We start from the raw sequence: 17,931 nt of genomic DNA on the forward strand, positions 1-17,931 counted from the left end.
ATCGTCCCCAAGCTGGCTGACGTCACCTTCATCCTCACCGAGAAGGCGCTGGTGACGGTGCGCTATGACGAGCCCGGCGCCTTCAACATCTTCCTCAACCGCGCGACCAAGCCCGGTGGCTGCGGCGAGCAGCCGGAGGTGGTGCTCGACGGGCTGATCGAGGCGATCGTCGACCGCGCGGCCGAGGTGCTGCGCGGCGTCGGCGACAAGATCGACATGGCCTCACGCCGGATTTTCGCCGGGCGGGCGCAGGACGTCGAGCAGGGGGGCGTCTATCAGGTGGTGATCCAGCGGATCGGCCAGCACGAGCACATCATCTCGAATGTCCGCGAGAGCATGATGTCGGTCGAGCGCGTCCTGCTCTTCCTCTCGGCCAACTACAAGCGCCCGAAGAAGGCCCAGACCGGCTTCTCCGCCGAATGGCGCTCGGCGGTGCGCGACGTGCAGGCCATCGAGGAACATGCGACCTTCCTGTCGAACAAGCTCCAGTTCATGCTCGACGCGACGCTCGGCCTCGTCTCGATCGAGCAGAACAAGATCATCAAGCTGTTCTCGGTCGTCTCGGTGGCGCTGATGCCGCCGACGCTGATCGCTTCGATCTACGGCATGAACTTCAAGGCCATGCCGGAACTCGACTGGCAGTGGGGCTATCCGCTGGCGCTGGTCTCGATGGTGCTCTTCGCGGTGCTGCCCTATCTGTTCTTCCGCTGGAAGAAGTGGCTCTGAGCGATTGACCGGCTACAGCCAGCCATTGCGCTTGAAGCGCCAGTACAGCACGGCGCAGGAGGCAAGGATCACCACCAGCACGCCGTAATAGCCATAGGGCAATTCCAGCTCCGGCATGTTCTTGAAGTTCATGCCGTAGATGCCGGCGACCGCGGTCGGCACGGCCAGGATCGCCGCCCAGGAGGCGAGCCGTTTGGTGATCGCGTTCTCCTGGCTCTGGCCGACCAGCAGGCTCGCCTCGAAGGCGAAGGCCAAAACCTCGCGCAGGCTGTCGATCTTCTCCTGCACGGTGCGGACATGGTCGGTCACGTCGCGGAACATCGGCGCGAGCGTCGGCCTGACCTGCGGCACCGTGCCGTTCATCAGGCGCTGGCAGACATCGACCAGCGGCGCCACCGCATTGCGCAGGCGCAGCAGGTCGCGCCTGAGCATGTAGAGCCGCTCGATGTCCGAGCGCGCCATCGGCTTGGCCAGGACCTTGTCCTCGATTTCCTCGACCTCGTCATGGATGGCCTCGAGCACCGGCATGTAGTTGTCGACGATGAAGTCGAGGATGGCGTAGAGGATGAAGTCCTCGCCCTTCGCCAGCGAGGTCGGGCAGGTTTCCCAGTGCTGCCGGACCGAGGTGTACGAGGTCGAGGCGCCGTGCCGGACGCTGACGATGTAGCCGCGGCCGAGGAAGATATGGGTCTCCCCGAAGGCGATGCGCCCCTCGATCAATTGCGCGGTGCGTGCCACCACGAAGAGGGCGTCGCCATATTGCTCGAGCTTCGGGCGCTGATGGGCGTTGGTTGCGTCCTCGACGGCGAGCGGATGCAGGTTGAATTGCCGCTGGACGCAGTGAAGCAGGGCGGCGTCGGGCTCCAGCAATCCGATCCAGACAACGTGGTCGTCCTTGCGTGACCACTCGCCGGCCTCCTCGACGGGGACGTCGGCGACGCGCACGCCATGGGCATAGACGCTGGAGGCGACGACGCCGGCCGCATGGAGATGGCCCGGCTCGGCCGGGGCAACGGAGGGTGAGGGTTCGGGCGCGGTCCTGGCGGCGAACCTGACCTGTGAAGCCGTCATGCGATCACCTCATCTTTCGCGGGATCACCTTAGGGCAGGCTAGAACGCTTCGACCTTCGGGGAAATCATTTTTGCGGCAAAAGAATTTCGGGCCTTCGCGGAGGAGGCGGACTTGCCGCCGGCGCCCTTGCCGTGGATGGGATGGATCATCTCTTTTTGCGTCCGTCAGGAGAGTATTTTTGCTGCTGGTCCGGCCAAAGACGGAAGCCTCCGCTTTTGCGAAAATCGCGCCAGATCGTATATATGGCGCGTATCTTCAGCCATTTGCGGCGATTGACGAGCTCTTGCCATGACAACATCGATATCCCGGAGCGGTTCGTCCGCTGCCGGTGTTAAGCCGTTCTATTCCAACTTCGGCTTCCAGGTTTTGACCGCGATGGTGGTCGGGCTCGCGCTCGGCTGGGTCGCGCGCAACATCGGCCCGGATGCGGCCGGACAGCCCAACTGGCTCACGACCACGCTCGCGACCACGGGCTCGATCTTCGTGCAATTGCTGCAGGCGCTGGTGCCGCCGCTGATCTTCACGGCGATCGTCGCCTCGATCAGCAATCTGCGCCAGCTCTCCAACGCAGCCGCGCTGGTCTGGCAGACTCTGCTCTGGTTCGCCGTCACCGCTTTCATCGCGGTGTTGATCGGCATCGCGCTCGGCCTTCTGATCCAGCCCGGCATCAATGCCGGCGTGGTCGCCGCCAGCGCCAAGGCGCCGGGCACGGTCGGCTCCTGGCTCGACTTCCTGAAGGGGCTCGTGCCCGCCAACATGCTCGGCCTGCAGGCGACGACGCGGGTCGACGGTGGCGGGGCGACCACCCGCCTCGGCTTCAACGTGCTGCAGCTCCTCGTCATCTCGATCGTCGTCGGCGTCGCTGCGCTGAAGGTCGGCGAGCGCGCCAACAGCTTCCTCGCGCTGAACGAGTCGTTCCTGGCGATCGTCCGCAAGATCCTGTGGTGGGTGATCCGGCTGACGCCGATCGGCACGGTCGGCCTGCTCGGCAATGCCGTGGCGCAATATGGCTGGCAGACGCTGGAGCAGCTCTCCTGGTACGCCTTCGCGATCTATCTCGGCCTCGCCATCGTCCTGCTCGTCGTCTACCCGACCTTGCTCGTCCTGCACGGGCTTTCGCCTGCGCGCTTTTTCGCTGGCGCCTGGCCGGCGATCCAGCTCGGCTTCGTCTCGCGTTCCTCGATCGGCACCTTGCCGGTGACGGAGGCCGTGACCGAGAAGAGCCTGGGCGTCCCTCGCGAATACGCCGCCTTCGCGGTRCCGCTCGGMGCGACSACSAARATGGACGGCTGCGCCGCGATCTACCCTGCGATTTCCGCGATCTTCGTCGCGCAGTTCTACGGCGTGCCGCTCGGCATCCAGGAATACGTCCTGATCGCCTTCGTCTCGGTGATCGGCTCGGCCGCGACTGCCGGTCTCACCGGCGCGACGGTGATGCTGACGCTGACGCTCTCGACGCTCGGCCTGCCGCTGGCCGGCGTCGGCCTGCTGCTCGCCATCGACCCGATCCTGGACATGGGCCGTACGGCGGTGAACGTCGCCGGCCAGGCGCTGGTGCCGACCCTCGTCGCCAAGCGCCAGGGCATGCTCGATCAGGCGCAATACGACCGCGCCGGCGATATCGACGCGATCGACGCGACGCCGCGGGCGGCGTGAAGCCGAAGGGCCTGAGGCGGCTGCCGCCTCAGGCCATCACCTTGGCGACGACCTGCTTCAGCGCCGACCCGTCGCGCTCGAGCCAGCCGGGAACCGGCAGGTTCTTCGAACGCAGGAACTCCGGGTTGAACAGCTTCGACTGGTAGCGCGTGCCGTAGTCGCAGAGCACCGTCACGATGGTGTGGCCCGGCCCCATCTGCTGCGCCAGCCGGATCGCACCGGCGACGTTGATGCCCGATGAACCGCCCAGGCACAGCCCCTCATGCTCCAGCAGGTCGAAGACGATCTGCACCGCTTCCGCATCGGGGATCTGGAAGGCGGCATCGACGGGTGCATCGACCAGATTGGCGGTGATCCGGCCCTGGCCGATGCCCTCGGTGATCGAAGAGCCCTCCGACTTGAGGACGCCGCTGGTGTAATAGGAATAGAGCGCCGCGCCCATCGGATCGGCCAGTCCGATCGTCACCTTCGGATTGCGAGCCTTCAGCGCCATGCCGACGCCGGCGAGCGTGCCGCCCGAGCCGACCGCGCAGATGAAGCCGTCGACCTTGCCCGCCGTCTGCTCCCAGATCTCCGGGCCGGTGGTGTCGAGATGGCCCTGCCGGTTCGCGACATTGTCGAACTGGTTGGCCCAGATCGCGCCGTTGGGCTCGCTCTTCGCCAGTTCCTCGGCGAGGCGGCCCGAGACCTTCACGTAATTGTTCGGGTTGGCATAAGGAGCCGCCGGCACCTCGACCAGCATCGCGCCGGCGAGCCGCAGCATGTCCTTCTTTTCCTGGCTCTGCGTCTCCGGGATGACGATGACTGAGCGATAGCCCAGCGCATTGCCGACCAGCGCGATGCCGATGCCGGTATTGCCCGCCGTGCCCTCGACGATGACGCCGCCCGGCTTCAGATGCCCCTTCGCCTCGGCGTCGCGGATGATCGCGAGCGCCGCCCGGTCCTTCACCGATTGGCCGGGATTCATGAATTCGGCCTTGCCGAGGATGGCGCAGCCGGTTTCATCCGAGGCGCGCTCGAGCTTGATGAGCGGGGTGTTGCCGATGGCTTCGATGACGCCGTCGCGGATAGTCATGGCAGGATTTCCCAATTCGTCCCTGACCTGATAGGCGAAAGCCTCGTTCCCGTCATCAGCAGGCCGGCTCTGCGCCGGAGATTGTCACGATGCCCGCCGCCCGATCGAATCCGCCTCCGGATGCTTCGCCTCGCCTTGCGATGAACGAAGTCCTGACCATCGATCGCCTCGGCCAGAAGGGCGATGGCATCGTGCAGGCGCCCGCCGGCAGCATCTTCGTTCCCTATGCGCTGCCGGGCGAGACCGTGCGCGCCGTGGTCGATGGCGATCGCGGCCAGCTCGTCGAGATCATCGCGCCCTCCGAATCCCGCATCGCCGCGATCTGCCCGCTCTTCACCCGCTGCGGCGGCTGCGCGGCGCAGCATATGGCGCCGGGCCTCTATCGCGAATGGAAGCGCCAGCAGGTCGTGACCGCGCTGAGCCGCGCCGGCATCGAGGCGCCCGTGGCCGATCTCGTCGACGCCCATGGCGCCGGGCGTCGCCGCGTCACCTTCCATGCCCGCCGCGAGGGCGAGGCGATGGTGGTCGGTTTCATGGCGGCGCGCAGCCACGATCTGGTTCCCGTCGAGGCCTGCCCGGTGTTGGCGCCGGGCCTCGACCGGGCGCCGGCGGCTGCGCAGATGCTGGCGAACCGGATGGGCGGGGCTAACAAGCCGCTCGACATCCAGATCACCGCCTCCGAAGCGGGGCTCGACGTCGATATGCGCGGCCACGGACCGCTCGGCGACAAGCTCAGGCTCGCCTTGACCCAACTGGCCGAGCGGCTCGACCTCGCCCGGCTCTCCAACCATGGCGAGATCGTCGTCGAGCGCCGTCCACCCTTGCAGCATATGGGCAAGGCGCTTGTCGCCCCGCCGCCCGGCGGCTTCCTGCAGGCGACGGTGCTGGGGGAGGAGACGCTGGCGAATCTCGTCACGGCGGCTCTGCCCAAGGGCAAGCGCGCCGCCGATCTCTTCGCCGGCTGCGGCCCCTTCAGCTTCCGCATCGCCGAGCGCATGCAGGTTCTCGCCGTCGAGAGCGACAAGGCCGCGATGCTGGCGCTGGCGAAAGGTTTTGGTGCGACGCCGGGGCTCAAAGCCATCGCGACCGAGACGCGCGACCTCTTCCGCCGCCCGCTGCTCGAGCATGAGCTCAACGGTTTCGACGTCGTCGTGCTCGACCCGCCCCGTGCCGGCGCCGAGGCCCAGGCGAAGCGGCTGGCGGCCTCGAAGGTCAGGGACGTGATCTACGTCTCCTGCGATGCCGGCAGTTTCGCGCGAGACGCTGCGACGCTGGTTGCGGGCGGATATGCGCTGGAAGGCGTGACGCCGGTCGATCAGTTCCGCTATTCCGCCCATGTCGAGCTCGTCGGCGTGTTCCGGCGCGGCAGGAAGGGCTAGGACTTCAGGATGAGCGCAATTCTCGATCGCATGGCCGGCATCGTCGGCGCGAAGAACATCGTCACCGATGCCGACGCCATGGTGCCCTATCTCAAGGAATGGCGCGATCTCTTCCGCGGCAAGGCGCAAGGCATCGTCCGCCCCGGCTCGACGACCGAGGTCGCCGAGCTGGTGAAGCTCGCAGCCGAAACCGGCACGACATTGGTGCCGCAGGGTGGCAATACCGGACTCGTCGGCGGCCAGATCCCGATCGCCGAGGGCAGGGAGATCATCCTCTCGCTGCAGCGTCTCGACAAGATCCGCGCGGTCGATACCGATGGCGACACCATGATCGTCGAAGCCGGCGTCACGCTGAAGCGGGCGCAGGATGCGGCCGAAGCGGCCGGGCGTCTCTTCCCGCTCTCGCTGGCTTCGGAAGGCTCCTGCACCATCGGCGGCAACCTCTCGACCAATGCCGGCGGCACCGCCGTGCTCGCCTATGGCAATGCCCGCGAGCTCTGTCTGGGCCTGGAAGTCGTGCTGCCGGACGGTCGCATCTGGAACGGTCTGCGCCAGCTCCGCAAGGACAACACCGGCTACGATTTGAAGGACCTCTTCATCGGCGCCGAGGGCACGCTCGGCATCATCACGGCGGCCGTGCTCAAGCTCTTCCCGCTGCCGGCGGCGCGGGCCACCGCCTTCCTCGCCGTGCCGGACCCGGAAGCGGCGCTGGAACTGCTCAACGCCGCCAAGGCCGGCGCCGGCGGCACGCTCACCACCTTCGAATTGATGCCGCGCATCGGCCTCGATTTCGTCCTGCGCCACGCATCGGGCACGCGCGATCCGCTCTCGGAGCCGTCGCCCTGGTATGTGCTGATGGAGGTCTCGGCCCAGTCAGCCGCCGGGCTCGACGAGCATGTCGAGGCCTTCCTCGGCGATGCTCTGGAGAAGGGCATCGTCACCGATGCCGCGCTCGCGGGTTCGCTGACCCAGCGCGCCGATTTCTGGAAGCTGCGCGAGATGATGTCGGAGGTGCAGACCTATGAGGGCGGCTCGATCAAGCACGACGTTTCCGTGCCGGTCCATGCCCAGCCGGAGTTCCTGAAGCGCGCCATCGCGGTGGTCGAGGCGATGGTGCCGGGCTGCCGGCCGGTGCCCTTCGGCCATCTCGGCGACGGCAACATCCATTTCAACGTCAGCCAGCCGGTCGGCGCCGACAAGGCGGCCTATCTCGCCGGCTGGAGCGAGATGAACGAGGCGGTCCACGCCATCGTCACGGAGCTGCACGGTTCGATCTCGGCCGAGCACGGCATCGGCCGCCTGAAGCGCGACCTGCTGCCGGGCGTGAAGGACCCGGTCGAGCTCGATCTGATGCGCGCGATCAAGCAGACGCTCGATCCCAGGGGCGTGCTCAATCCGGGCGCGATGCTGGCGCAGGGCTGAGCCTGCCGGGCGTGCGTCATGCTCGGGCTTGACCCGAGCGTCTCATGACGAGGAGGCTCCTGAGCCTCCTCCTGAAAGAGTTTCTCGGGTCTGCGCTCCGCTTCGCCCGAGAATGGCGGCGACCTGGCGGGCAGCCTGCCGCGCACAAAATCCCTTATCGGCGGCTCTGCCTAAAAAACTGGCAGGACGGCCTTCCCGCCTGATTGACCGCTTTCGGGCCCCTCTTTAGCCTTTGAAGCACAATCAAAAATCGGGGGTCGGCTCAGATGATCGGCGTGGTGCGTGGGGTTTCGAAGAATGCGGCGGCGAAGGGCAGGGGGATGACCCGCCGCGCGCTGGCCGCAGCCGCTGCCGGCTGTGCCCTGGCGCTCGCCTCGGCAGCGCCCGCCACCGCCCAGACGCCGGTCAAGTTCACGCTCGACTGGGTCTTCCAGGGGCCGACCTCGCCCTTCCTCGTCGCACTCGACAAGGGCTACTACAAGGCCGAGGGGCTCGACGTGACCATGGATCCCGGCCAGGGCTCGGCCGGCGCCGTCCAGCGGGTCGCGACCGGCGCCTACGATATCGGCTTCGCCGATGTGAACTCGCTGATCGAATACAACGCCAAGAACGCCGGCAAGGAAATCCTCTGCGTCTTCATGGCCTATGACTTTCCGCCTTTCGGCGTGCATGCGCTGAAGAAGAGCGGGATCACGAAGCCTGCCGATCTCGCCGGCAAGAAGCTTGGCGCCCCGGTCTTCGACGCCTCTTTCCGCCTGTTTCCGGCCTTCGCCAAGAAGGTCGGCATCGACGCGGCGAGCGTCCAGCACGTCAACCTGACGCCGCAGCTGCGCGAGCAATCGCTGGTGCAGGGCACGGTCGACTTCATCTCCGGCCATTATTTCTCGTCGATCCTCGACCTGAAGGCGCGCGGCGTGAAGGCCGAGGATGTCGTCTCGTTCAACTACTCCGACTACAAGATGGATGTGTACGGCAACGGCATCATCGTCTCGCCGGCGCTGGCCGCGAAGCCGGAGGTCGTGACCGGCTTCCTGCGCGCCACCGCCAAGGCCTGGAAGGAAGTTGCCGCCAATCCGGYGCTCGGCATCGCCGCCGCCAAGAAGCGCGACCCGCTGATCGACGAGAAGCTTGAGGCCGAGCGCCTCGACATGTCGCTCAAGATGAACGTGTTGACCCCTTACGTGAAGGAGAACGGCATGGGCGATGTCGACCCGGCGCGCTTCGCCCGCTCGGTCAAGGACGTGGCCGAGGCCTTCGGTCTGCCCGCGGCACCCGAGCCGGACAAGGTCTTCACCGGCAAGTTCCTGCCGCCGAAGGCCGAGCGGATGGTTGCGCCTTGATTCATGAAGGGTGCCGAAGAGAGCGATGAGCGGAATGACGAATGCGGGGAACCCTTCCCCCGTGTGGGAGAAGGGCAGGGATGAGGGCCTGCCTTTCCCGCAGAAGGCGCAGCCGCTCCTTGTCGTATCGACGATGACCCGCAGTCCCTCACCCCTGCCCCTCTCCCATCCGGGAGAGGGGTTCCCCACGCCTGCCGGTGATGACGCTGCCTATGCTTGACAGTTCGGAACCACCGCTCGTCGAACTGCGACAGGTCAGCCTCGCCTATGGCAGCGGGCCCGCGCGCATGCTGGCGCTGGAGGATGCGACGTTGTCCATCGCCAAGGGCGAGTTCATTGCCGTGGTCGGCCCTTCCGGCTGCGGCAAGTCGACCCTGATGAAGCTCGTCACCGGCCTGCTGCCGCCGAGCGGCGGCGAGGTTCGCGTGCACGGGCAGGTGGTGAAGGGGCCGATCCGCGGCGTCGGCATGGCCTTCCAGGCGCCGACGCTGATGCCCTGGCGCACCACGCTCGACAACATCCTGCTGCCGCTGGAGGTGGTCGAGCCGCACAAGCGCCGCTTCCGCGCCAACAAGGCCGAATACGTCGCGCGGGTCGAGGCGCTGCTGGCTTCTGTGGGCTTGGGCGGTTTCGGCCAGAAATATCCCTGGCAGTTGTCCGGCGGCATGCAGCAGCGCTCGAGTCTCTGCCGCGCGCTCGTCCACGAGCCGGATATCCTGATGCTCGACGAGCCTTTCGGTGCGCTCGACGCCTTTACCCGCGAAGAGCTCTGGAGCGTGATGCAGAAGCTCTGGATGGAGCGCCGCTTCACCGCGGTGCTCGTCACCCACGATCTGCGCGAGGCGGTCTATCTCGCCGACACCGTCTATGTGATGAGCCGGCGTCCCGGTAAAATCGTCAAGATCCGCAAGATCGAATTGCCGCGTCCGCGCACGCTGGAGACGACCTTCGAGATCGAATTCGTCGACATCGTCCACGAACTGCGCGAGCGCATCCACATGGAGCATGCGTGATGCGGCCTCCTGTTGGACAAAGATCATGACGGAGAGACAGAAGCGTCTTTTGCTTGTCGCCATGCCCTGGCTCGCCATGGCGGGGCTGCTGCTGCTCTGGGAACTGGCCTGCATCGTCTTCGACGTACCGGAAATCCTGGCCCCGCGCCCGAGCCGGATCTTCGAGACGATGGTCCAGCGCTGGGACATCCTGCTGCGCTTCTGCCTGGAGACGCTCTGGACCACGATCATCGGCTTCGCGCTGGCAATCGGCTTCGGCCTGCTGCTCGGCCTCGCCATCGGCGCATCGCCCTTCATCTATGCCGGGCTCTACCCGCTGCTGATTGCCTTCAACGCGATCCCGAAGGTCGCGATCGTGCCGATCCTGATGATCTGGGTCGGCGTCGGCGCCTTGCCGGCGGTGATCACCGCCTTCGTCATCTCCTTCTTCCCGATCGTCGTGAACGTCGCCACGGGGCTTGCCACCATCGAGCCCGAGATGCGCGACGTGATGCGCTCGCTCGGCGCGAGCCAATGGGAGATCCTGACCAAGGTCGGCGTGCCCCGCGCGATGCCCTATCTCTTCGCCAGCCTCAAGGTGGCGGTGACGCTCGCCTTCGTCGGCTCGGTGCTGTCGGAGACGGTGGGCGGCAATCGCGGCATCGGCTTCCTGATGTTGTCCGCCGGCGCGCGCAATGACGCGCCGACCACCTTCGCCGGCCTGTTCTCCATCGCCATCATGGGCATGGCGCTCTACGCGCTCTGTGCCCTGGTCGAGCGGCGGATGACCCGCTGGGCGTTTCGCGCCGAGATCGTGAGCTGATTCAGGGCGTCGCGACGTAGCCGTCGCGGCGTGGATCGGCGGCGCCGGTGAACACGCCCGTTGCCGGATCGACCGCGACCGCCTGCATGCCGCCGCAGCGCATCGTCCAGCCGACATCGAACGCCTTCGCATCATGGCCGCGCCGGACGAGTTCGGCGATGGTCTCCGGCGCGATCCGGTTCTCGATCTCGACGAGGCGCCCATCCCAGAGCCGGGCGCGCGGCGCCTCGATCGCCTCCTGCAGCGGCAGCCCGAAGACGAGATGCTGCACCATGGCCTGCGCCTGCGTCTGCATGATGCCGTAGCTGCCGGGCGTGCCGAGTGCGAGCACCGGCTTGCCGTCGCGCGTCGAGATCGAGGGCGACATGCACATGGCCAGCGCATCGCCGGGCTTGGCCCGGTTCGGGCTGCCGGTCTGCACATCCGCCCAGTACAGGAAGTTGTTGAGGCAAAGCCCCGTGCCGGGCACCACGACGCCGCTGCCGAACGGGCTGCCGAGGCTCTGCGTGATGCAGATCAGGTTGCCCTCGTTGTCGGCGATCGAGAAGGAGGTGGTATGCGCCGGATCCTCCTTCTCCTGCGGCGTCCATTGCTCGGTCGGTCCCGTCACCGGCTTGCCGTCAGTGAGGCGTTGGCGCAAACGCGCGACGGAAGCCTCGGACAGAATCTCGGCGAGCGTCTCCGGGCTTGGATTGTTGTGGGCGATGCGCTCGCCCGCCGCGAGGCGGATCGCGCGATAGACGAGGTCGAGATGGTCCACGCCGTCCCTGGGAAGCGACGCGAGATCGAGACCTTCGAGCAGGCGCAGCGTCAGCAGGAACTGGAAGCCTTCGCAGGGCGGCGGCGGCACATGCACCGACAGCCCTTTGAAGCTCGCGGCCAGCGGCTCGCGCCACACCGTCTTCACTGCCGCAAGGTCGGCCATCGTCATCGAGCCGCCGAGCCCCTGGAGATGGGCCACGATCGTCTCGCCGAGCGTGCCGCGGTAGAAGTGATCCGGTCCCTTTTCCGCGATCTCGCTCAGCGTCCGGGCGAGATCGGATTGGATCAGCAGCGAGCCGAGATGCAGGGCGCCATCGGGCTGGTAGTTCTTGGACCAGGCCGGATAAAGCGCCGGGTATGTCTTCAGAAGCGGGTCGTTCTCCTCGAACTCCGCCGCGCCGAATTCGGCGAGAGCGAAACCGTCCCGGGCGAGCGCGATCGCCGGTGCGAAGATCTCGGGAAGTGATTTACGGCCATAGGTCTTCACCAGCTCGCACCAGCCGGCGAGGTTGCCGGGCGCGGCGACCGAGAGGGCGCCGCGTTCGAGATCGGAGCGCTTGCTGAAGCGCTCGACCGGGAAGCTCGCCGGGATCGGCGGCACGAAATCGAGCACCCGCACCCGCTGCTCGGCTGCGACCCATAACGTCGCGAAGCCCATGCCGGCGAGGCAGGACATGAAGGGTTCGACGACATTGAGCGCCGCGGCTGTGGCTGCGGCGGCGTCGAAGGCGTTGCCGCCCTGGGCCAGCAGCCGGGCCCCGGCCTGGGCTGCGAGCGGATGTGCGGCGGCGACCATGCCGTGGCGGGAGGTCATGGTGGGGCGGCGGCCGTGCATCTGCGCGTTCTCCTCATCGTGCTTTTGCACGATCAGAGCATGATTCCGCCGCTAGAACAGGCTGCCTTGCCCATCATCGACGGGACGCCGGGTCGCTTTGCGCGCATGGCTCGCCGGCTCGGCCGCGGGAGGCTCCGGCACCGTCTCCGCCATTGGCGCCTGCACTTCCGGCCCGTCATGCGCCACCTTGTTGACGGCGGGTCCGATCGCGACCGGCTCCAGCAGATCGTCCGGTGGCGGCTTGAGCAGGCGATTGATCTGCTGCGGCGCGGCGCCCGGATCGAGCCAGGCATCGTAATCGGCCGGGTCGAGGATGACCGGGCAACGGTGGTGGATCGCGGCCATGGTGCCGTTGGCCGGGCCGGTCATCATCGCGACGGTGTCGATCTCCGAACCATCAGGCGAATGCCAGGTTTCCCAGAGCGCCGCGAAGGCGAAGAAGCCGCGATCCGGCCGGCGGAACAGGAAGGCGTCGGCGCGCGCCTGCCGCCTCGTTCCGGAGCGGCGCCACTCGTAGAAGCCGTCCGCCGGCAGCAGGCAGCGCCGCCGCGTCAGTGCGTGGCGGAAGGAGGGCTTCTCGGCCGCGCTCTCCATGCGGATATTGATGACGAGGGGGAAATCCTTGGGGTCCTTGACCCAGCCGGGAATGAAGCCCCAGCGCATCAGCAGGAACTGCCGCGCCCCGTCATGAAGTCTGATGATCGGCACGGGCTGCGTGGGCGCGRTGTTGTAGCGCGGCGGAAAATTCGGCTGCTCGCGATAGCCGAAGCTCGCGCGCATCGCCTCGGGGGGCAGGGTGATCGCATAGCGTCCGCACATGGCGCCTGTTTAGCGCGATAGCGGCAGAGCAAAGCAACACTTTGTTGGGGTTTGGCCCACCATAGTCGCGGCGAGTTGGGGCTCAGGATGACCGTCTCCGCGACGCAATTGCAGGCCGGCGAGGCGGCTGATCGGATGGACGGGCTCCGCGCCCCCCGTCTCTCGACCGATTTCCTCAACCGCTACAGCGAAGCGTTGATGCTGATCGAGATGGCGGAGAGCGACGACAGCGTCATCGAAGACCTGCAATCCTGGCGAAACCTCTGCTATCGCGGGCATTTCGAGATATCGGCTCTGCGCTGCGCTGGCGAGGCGCTGGTCGCCTATGACCGGCTTGACCCGGCGCGGCGCAAGAGCTTCGAGGAGGTCTGCCGTTCCATGGCTCGCCTCGTTGCGACGGTGACCGCGCTCCTCGTCGAGAAGCCGCGCCCTGCCGAATTGCCGACGATCATCGAGGTGGCGAGCGAGGCCTTGCGCAGGCTCATCACGCGCTCGACCCAGTTCATCAACGCCAACGGCACGATCGACATCGCGACCTTCGACGATGCCAGCCTGCAAGGCGAGATCGACGCACTGCTGGCGCGCTGATCAAGCGCTTTGTCTCAGCATCAGATCTCTCCGAAAAGTGGATTCCACTTTTCGGTCCGATGCTAGCGCTGCGCGCCGACGAGGAATTCGCGATTGCCGTCGCCCCCCTCGATCGGAGAGAGGATCGGCCCAGAAACGGTGAAGCCCAGCTCGCCCAGCAATCCGACGATCTCGTCGCAGACCTGAAGCTGGATCGCCTCGTCCCGGACGATGCCCTTCTTCAGCGCCGCCCGTCCGGCCTCGAATTGCGGCTTGATCAGCGCCGCGATTCCAGCCGAAGGCGCAAGCAGCGCCGCGACCGCCGGCAGCACGAGCTTGAGCGAGATGAAGCTGACATCGATCGCCGCGAGGCTCGGCCGCTCGGGCAGCGCTTCGACAGCCAGCGTGCGGATATCCTGCCCTTCGAAGCTGGTGACGCGCGGGTCTGACCGCAGCGAAGCATGGAGCTGGTCACGCCCGACATCGACGGCGACGACATGGCGTGCACCGCGTTTCAGCAGCAGGTCGGTGAAGCCGCCGGTGGACGAGCCGACATCGAGGCAGACCAGACCCTGTGGATCGAAGCCGAAGGCATCGAGCGCGCCCGCCAGTTTCAGCCCGCCGCGCGAGACGTAAGGATGCGGCGCCTGCGCGGTCAGCACCGCATCGGCGGCCACCATCTCGGAGGCCTTGCGCACGGGGGTGCCATTGGCGGTGACCAGCCCGGCCGCGATCGCGGCCTGCGCACGGGCCCGGCTCTCGAAGAAGCCGCGCTCGACGAGCAACTGATCGGCCCGGCTCTTCATGGCAGGGACGTCAGGCCAGCTTCACCGCGCTCGGCGTGCCCAGCGCAGCCTCGACGGCCTTGACGATACCGGCGGCATCGAGCCCGGCGGCGGCATACATGGCGTCCGGCTTGTCATGGTCCTGGAAGACGTCGGGCAGCGTCAGGCTCCGGATCTTCAGGCCGGCATCGAGCGCGCCGTTCTGCGCCAGCAGATGCAGAACATGGCTGCCGAAGCCGCCGACCGAGCCTTCCTCGACCGTGACGAGCACCTCGTGCTCGCGGGCGAGCTTGAGGATCAGCGCCTCGTCGAGCGGTTTCGCGAAGCGGGCATCGGCGACCGTGGTCGACAGGCCGCGCTGCGCCAGCAGTTCGGCGGCCTTGAGACATTCGCCGAGGCGCGTGCCGAGCGAAAGCAGCGCGATCCGCGTGCCCTCGCGGACGATGCGGCCCTTGCCGATTTCGAGGGGCAAGCCGACATCCGGGATCTCGACGCCGACGCCTTCGCCGCGCGGATAGCGGAAGGCGATCGGCCCTTCGTCATAGGCTGCGGCGGTCGCGACCATATGGGTCAGCTCCGCCTCGTCGGCGGCGGCCATCACCACCATGTCGGGCAGGCAGGCGAGATAAGCGATGTCGAAGGAGCCGGCATGGGTCGCGCCATCCGCGCCGACGAGTCCGGCGCGGTCGAGTGCGAAGCGCACGGGCAGCTTCTGGATCGCCACGTCATGGACGATCTGGTCATAGGCGCGCTGCATGAAGGTCGAGTAGATCGCGACGAACGGCTTGTAGCCCTCGGTTGCCAGGCCGGCCGCGAAGGTCACCGCATGCTGCTCGGCGATGCCGACATCGAAGGTGCGGCCCGGAAATTCCTTGCCGAAGGCGTCGAGCCCGGTGCCCGACGGCATGGCGGCGGTGACGGCGACGACCTTCTCGTCCTCCCGCGCCTGCTTGATCAGGGCCTGGGCGAAGACGTTCGTGTAGCTCGGCGCATTGGCCGGCGCCTTGGCCTGCAGGCCCGTCACGGGGTCGAACTTGACGACGGCGTGGTATTTGTCGGGGGTGGCCTCGGCCGGGGCGTAGCCCTTGCCCTTCTGGGTCACGACATGGACGAGGATCGGCCCGTTGCCGGCGTCGCGGACATTGCGCAGCACCGGCAGCAGATGGTCGAGATTATGCCCGTCGATCGGCCCGACATAGTAGAAGCCGAGCTCCTCGAACATCGTCCCGCCGGTCCAGAAGCCGCGGGCATATTCCTCGGTGCGCCTCGCCTTGTCGTGGAAGAAGCGCGGCAGCCGCTCCGCGAGCTGCTTGGCGACCTCGCGCAGCGAGCGATAGGTACGGCCTGAAACCAGCCGCGCCAGATAGGCCGACATCGCGCCGACCGGCGGGGCGATCGACATGTCGTTGTCGTTGAGGATGACGATSAGSCGCGMRTCGAGCGCGCCGGCATTGTTCATCGCCTCATAGGCCATGCCAGCCGACATCGCGCCGTCGCCGATCACGGCGATGACGTTGTTCTTGCGGCCGGCGAGATCGCGCCCGACGGCCATGCCGAGCCCGGCCGAGATCGAGGTCGAGGAATGCGCGGCGCCGAAGGGGTCGTACTCGCTCTCGGCGCGCTTGGTGAAGCCCGAGAGCCCGCCGCCCTGGCGCAGCGTGCGGATGCGGTCGCGCCGCCCGGTCAGGATCTTGTGCGGATAGGCCTGGTGGCCGACATCCCAGATCAGCCTGTCGCGCGGCGTGTCGAAGACATGGTGCAGCGCCACCGTCAGCTCGACCACGCCGAGCCCGGCGCCGAGATGCCCGCCGGTGACGGAGACGGCATCGATCGTTTCCAGCCGGAGCTCATCGGCGAGCTGGCGCAGTTGCGTGTCGTCGAGCCTGCGCAAATCGGCCGGGGCTTGGATCGTGTCGAGGAGCGGCGTGACAGGACGGGGCACGAGGCAATGTGATCCTTCGGTGAGATCACCTGAAATAGAGGTTGCGCGGCGCGCTGGCAAACCAGAGGTGGGGATCGGTCTGCGCATAGCAAGCGCCGACTCATCCCACGAAACGGGTGGCTCCCGCGCCAGCAACGCCGTTCAGTGCCCTCAAGACCGCTTTCGAGGACAACGGGCGATGGAAACGACCGATACTACACCGCTGCCGATGGCATTCCGCCGCATCGGCTGGTCCAATCTCTCCGCCCAGTTCTCGGAACAGATTGCGCTGGCCGCCGCGCCCTTGGCCGCGGTTCTCCTGCTCTCGGCCGGGCCGGCCGAGACCGGCTGGCTGCAGACGGCGCAGACCTTGCCTTTCCTCCTTTTGTCCATCCCGGCGGGCCTGATGGTGGACCGTGCCTCGCGGCGCCGGCTCATGGTCGGCACGGAAGCGCTGCGCGCGCTGTCGCTGCTGGCGATCCCGCTGCTGCTGGCCCTGGGCAGCCTCAACCTGACCTGGCTTGCCATGCTCGGTGCACTCGGCGCCATCGGCACGGTCTGCTACAGCGTGGCGGCCCCAGCCTTCGTTCCCTCGGTCGTACCACGCGCTCAGCTGGCTGACGCCAATCGCTGGCTGGAGCTCGCCCGCAGCGTCGCCTATGCCGGCGGGCCGGCTCTCGGTGGGGCGCTCGTCGGCTGGATCGGCGTCTCGACGGCCTATGGCCTGGCCGCCGCACTTTCCATTCTGGCAGTCCTCTTTCTGGCCGGCTTGCCCAAGGATGAACCGCCCTCCGGTCAACGGCGCCATTTGCTGCATGATCTGGGGGAGGGGGCCCGTTTCGCGGTTGGCCACGACCTGCTCAGGCCGATCCTGCTGACGGCGGTCTTCTTCAACATCTCCTGGTTCGTCTTCCAGGCGGTCTATGTCGCCTATGCGGTCCAGAACCTCGGCCTGAGCGCGACCCAGGTCGGCGTCACGCTCGGCATCTACGGCGCGGGAATGATCGTCGGCGCCGCTCTCGCGCCCGCCATAGCCCGGCGCGTCTCTTTCGGGACGTTGATCCTGCTCGGGCCTTTCGCCGGGCTTTGCGCGGCCGGCGTGATGCTCGCGACGCTCTGGTTTCCGTCCGTCCAGCTGGTCGGAGCGAGCTTCTTCCTGTTCGGTGTCGGGCCGATCATCTGGACGATCTCCACGATGACCTTGAGGCAGGCCGTCACGCCCAATGCGATGCTCGGCCGCGTCTCCGCCTTGATCATGACGGCGACCTTCGGCGCCCGTCCACTGGGCGCCGCGATCGGAGCCTCCGTGGCGGCGCATTTCGGCATCGCCGCCTGCCTGGGTCTCGCAACTGCGGGCTTTCTGGTTCAGCTGCTCGTCATCGCCTTTTCGCAGGTGCCGAGATTGCGGGACCTGTCCGAGATCGCCTGACGGGCGTGGCTGCCGGCAGCGAAGGTGTCATCCCTCCGGCAGCGGAATGAACTCCTTGTCGTCGCCGGGCACGGTGTCGAAGCGGCCGGTCTTCCATTCCTGCTTGGCCTGCTCGATGCGCTCCTGCGAGGAGGAGACGAAATTCCACCAGATATGGCGCGGGCCATCCATCGGCTCGCCGCCGACGATCATCACGCGGCTTTGATCGACGGCGAGGATCGAGATGCGGTCGCCGGGCTTGAAGACCAGGAGCTGGCCGGCGCCGAACTCGTCCCCGGCGATGTCGACCTTGCCCGAGACGATGTAGATCGCGCGCTCGTCATAGTCC

The 17,931-nt window shown here is 67.0% G+C and carries 16 protein-coding genes; 9 read left to right on the plus strand and 7 right to left on the minus strand.

What is annotated here, in order from left to right; translation table 11 throughout:
* A partial coding sequence (locus AB4Y99_RS13500) for a CorA family divalent cation transporter (protein WP_441523669.1) occupies positions 1–726 on the plus strand: 726 nt, incomplete at its 5' end.
* Positions 727–738: 12 nt separating this feature from the next.
* On the opposite strand, the gene corA is transcribed toward AB4Y99_RS13500, so the two are convergent.
* Entirely contained in the window at positions 739–1,797 is a 1,059-nt protein-coding gene (corA, locus tag AB4Y99_RS13505; RefSeq protein WP_191125199.1) for a magnesium/cobalt transporter CorA, read from the minus strand.
* Positions 1,798–2,086: 289 nt separating this feature from the next.
* Here corA and AB4Y99_RS13510 point away from each other — a divergent pair, with 289 nt between their 5' ends.
* The gene (locus AB4Y99_RS13510) at positions 2,087–3,454 is read left to right on the plus strand and encodes a dicarboxylate/amino acid:cation symporter (protein ID WP_441523670.1); all 1,368 of its coding nucleotides are present in this window, start codon (positions 2,087–2,089) and stop codon (positions 3,452–3,454) included.
* A gap of 28 nt (positions 3,455–3,482) precedes the next feature.
* On the opposite strand, the gene AB4Y99_RS13515 is transcribed toward AB4Y99_RS13510, so the two are convergent.
* Positions 3,483–4,529: a cysteine synthase A gene (locus AB4Y99_RS13515; protein WP_441523671.1), complete on the minus strand. Its 1,047-nt coding sequence runs from the start codon at positions 4,527–4,529 to the stop codon at positions 3,483–3,485.
* A gap of 140 nt (positions 4,530–4,669) precedes the next feature.
* Between AB4Y99_RS13515 and AB4Y99_RS13520 the strand changes: the two genes are divergently transcribed.
* The 5 genes from AB4Y99_RS13520 (at position 4,670) to AB4Y99_RS13540 (ending at position 10,485) form a co-directional block, all read left to right on the plus strand.
* Positions 4,670–5,908: a class I SAM-dependent RNA methyltransferase gene (locus AB4Y99_RS13520; RefSeq protein ID WP_441523672.1), complete on the plus strand. Its 1,239-nt coding sequence runs from the start codon at positions 4,670–4,672 to the stop codon at positions 5,906–5,908.
* 9 nt (positions 5,909–5,917) lie between these two features.
* Positions 5,918–7,330, plus strand: a complete 1,413-nt coding sequence (locus AB4Y99_RS13525; protein WP_441523673.1) for an FAD-binding oxidoreductase — start codon at positions 5,918–5,920, stop codon at positions 7,328–7,330.
* Between the two features lie 320 nt (positions 7,331–7,650).
* Complete coding sequence (locus AB4Y99_RS13530; RefSeq protein ID WP_441523674.1) at positions 7,651–8,670, plus strand: ABC transporter substrate-binding protein; 1,020 nt, start codon at positions 7,651–7,653, stop codon at positions 8,668–8,670.
* A 212-nt stretch (positions 8,671–8,882) separates the two neighbouring features.
* Complete coding sequence (locus AB4Y99_RS13535; RefSeq protein WP_133562120.1) at positions 8,883–9,683, plus strand: ABC transporter ATP-binding protein; 801 nt, start codon at positions 8,883–8,885, stop codon at positions 9,681–9,683.
* 25 nt (positions 9,684–9,708) lie between these two features.
* Positions 9,709–10,485 carry an ABC transporter permease gene (locus tag AB4Y99_RS13540; protein ID WP_038362391.1) on the plus strand — a complete coding sequence of 259 codons (777 nt, stop codon included), beginning with the start codon at positions 9,709–9,711 and terminating at the stop codon, positions 10,483–10,485.
* A 1-nt stretch (position 10,486) separates the two neighbouring features.
* Here AB4Y99_RS13540 and AB4Y99_RS13545 read toward each other — a convergent pair whose 3' ends face one another.
* Complete coding sequence (locus AB4Y99_RS13545; protein WP_441523675.1) at positions 10,487–12,082, minus strand: gamma-glutamyltransferase family protein; 1,596 nt, start codon at positions 12,080–12,082, stop codon at positions 10,487–10,489.
* 51 nt (positions 12,083–12,133) lie between these two features.
* The gene (locus AB4Y99_RS13550; RefSeq protein WP_441523676.1) at positions 12,134–12,901 is read right to left on the minus strand and encodes an SOS response-associated peptidase; all 768 of its coding nucleotides are present in this window, start codon (positions 12,899–12,901) and stop codon (positions 12,134–12,136) included.
* A gap of 87 nt (positions 12,902–12,988) precedes the next feature.
* Here AB4Y99_RS13550 and AB4Y99_RS13555 point away from each other — a divergent pair, with 87 nt between their 5' ends.
* Entirely contained in the window at positions 12,989–13,489 is a 501-nt protein-coding gene (locus AB4Y99_RS13555) for a hypothetical protein (RefSeq protein WP_112763334.1), read from the plus strand.
* 62 nt (positions 13,490–13,551) lie between these two features.
* On the opposite strand, the gene AB4Y99_RS13560 is transcribed toward AB4Y99_RS13555, so the two are convergent.
* Together AB4Y99_RS13560 and dxs are read right to left on the minus strand one after the other, a co-directional pair.
* Entirely contained in the window at positions 13,552–14,274 is a 723-nt protein-coding gene (locus AB4Y99_RS13560) for a TlyA family RNA methyltransferase (RefSeq protein ID WP_441523677.1), read from the minus strand.
* A 10-nt stretch (positions 14,275–14,284) separates the two neighbouring features.
* Positions 14,285–16,195, minus strand: a complete 1,911-nt coding sequence (gene dxs, locus AB4Y99_RS13565) for a 1-deoxy-D-xylulose-5-phosphate synthase (RefSeq protein WP_441523678.1) — start codon at positions 16,193–16,195, stop codon at positions 14,285–14,287.
* Between the two features lie 178 nt (positions 16,196–16,373).
* Here dxs and AB4Y99_RS13570 point away from each other — a divergent pair, with 178 nt between their 5' ends.
* Positions 16,374–17,603, plus strand: coding sequence for an MFS transporter (locus AB4Y99_RS13570; protein ID WP_441523679.1), 1,230 nt, complete (start codon positions 16,374–16,376; stop codon positions 17,601–17,603).
* A gap of 27 nt (positions 17,604–17,630) precedes the next feature.
* Here the strand turns inward: AB4Y99_RS13570 and AB4Y99_RS13575 are convergent.
* Positions 17,631–17,931: pirin-like C-terminal cupin domain-containing protein (locus AB4Y99_RS13575; RefSeq protein WP_441523680.1), on the minus strand; the 301-nt coding region annotated here is incomplete at its 5' end.

Source organism: Allobosea sp. TAB14, assembly GCF_052113865.1.
GTDB lineage: Bacteria > Pseudomonadota > Alphaproteobacteria > Rhizobiales > Beijerinckiaceae > Allobosea > Allobosea spartocytisi.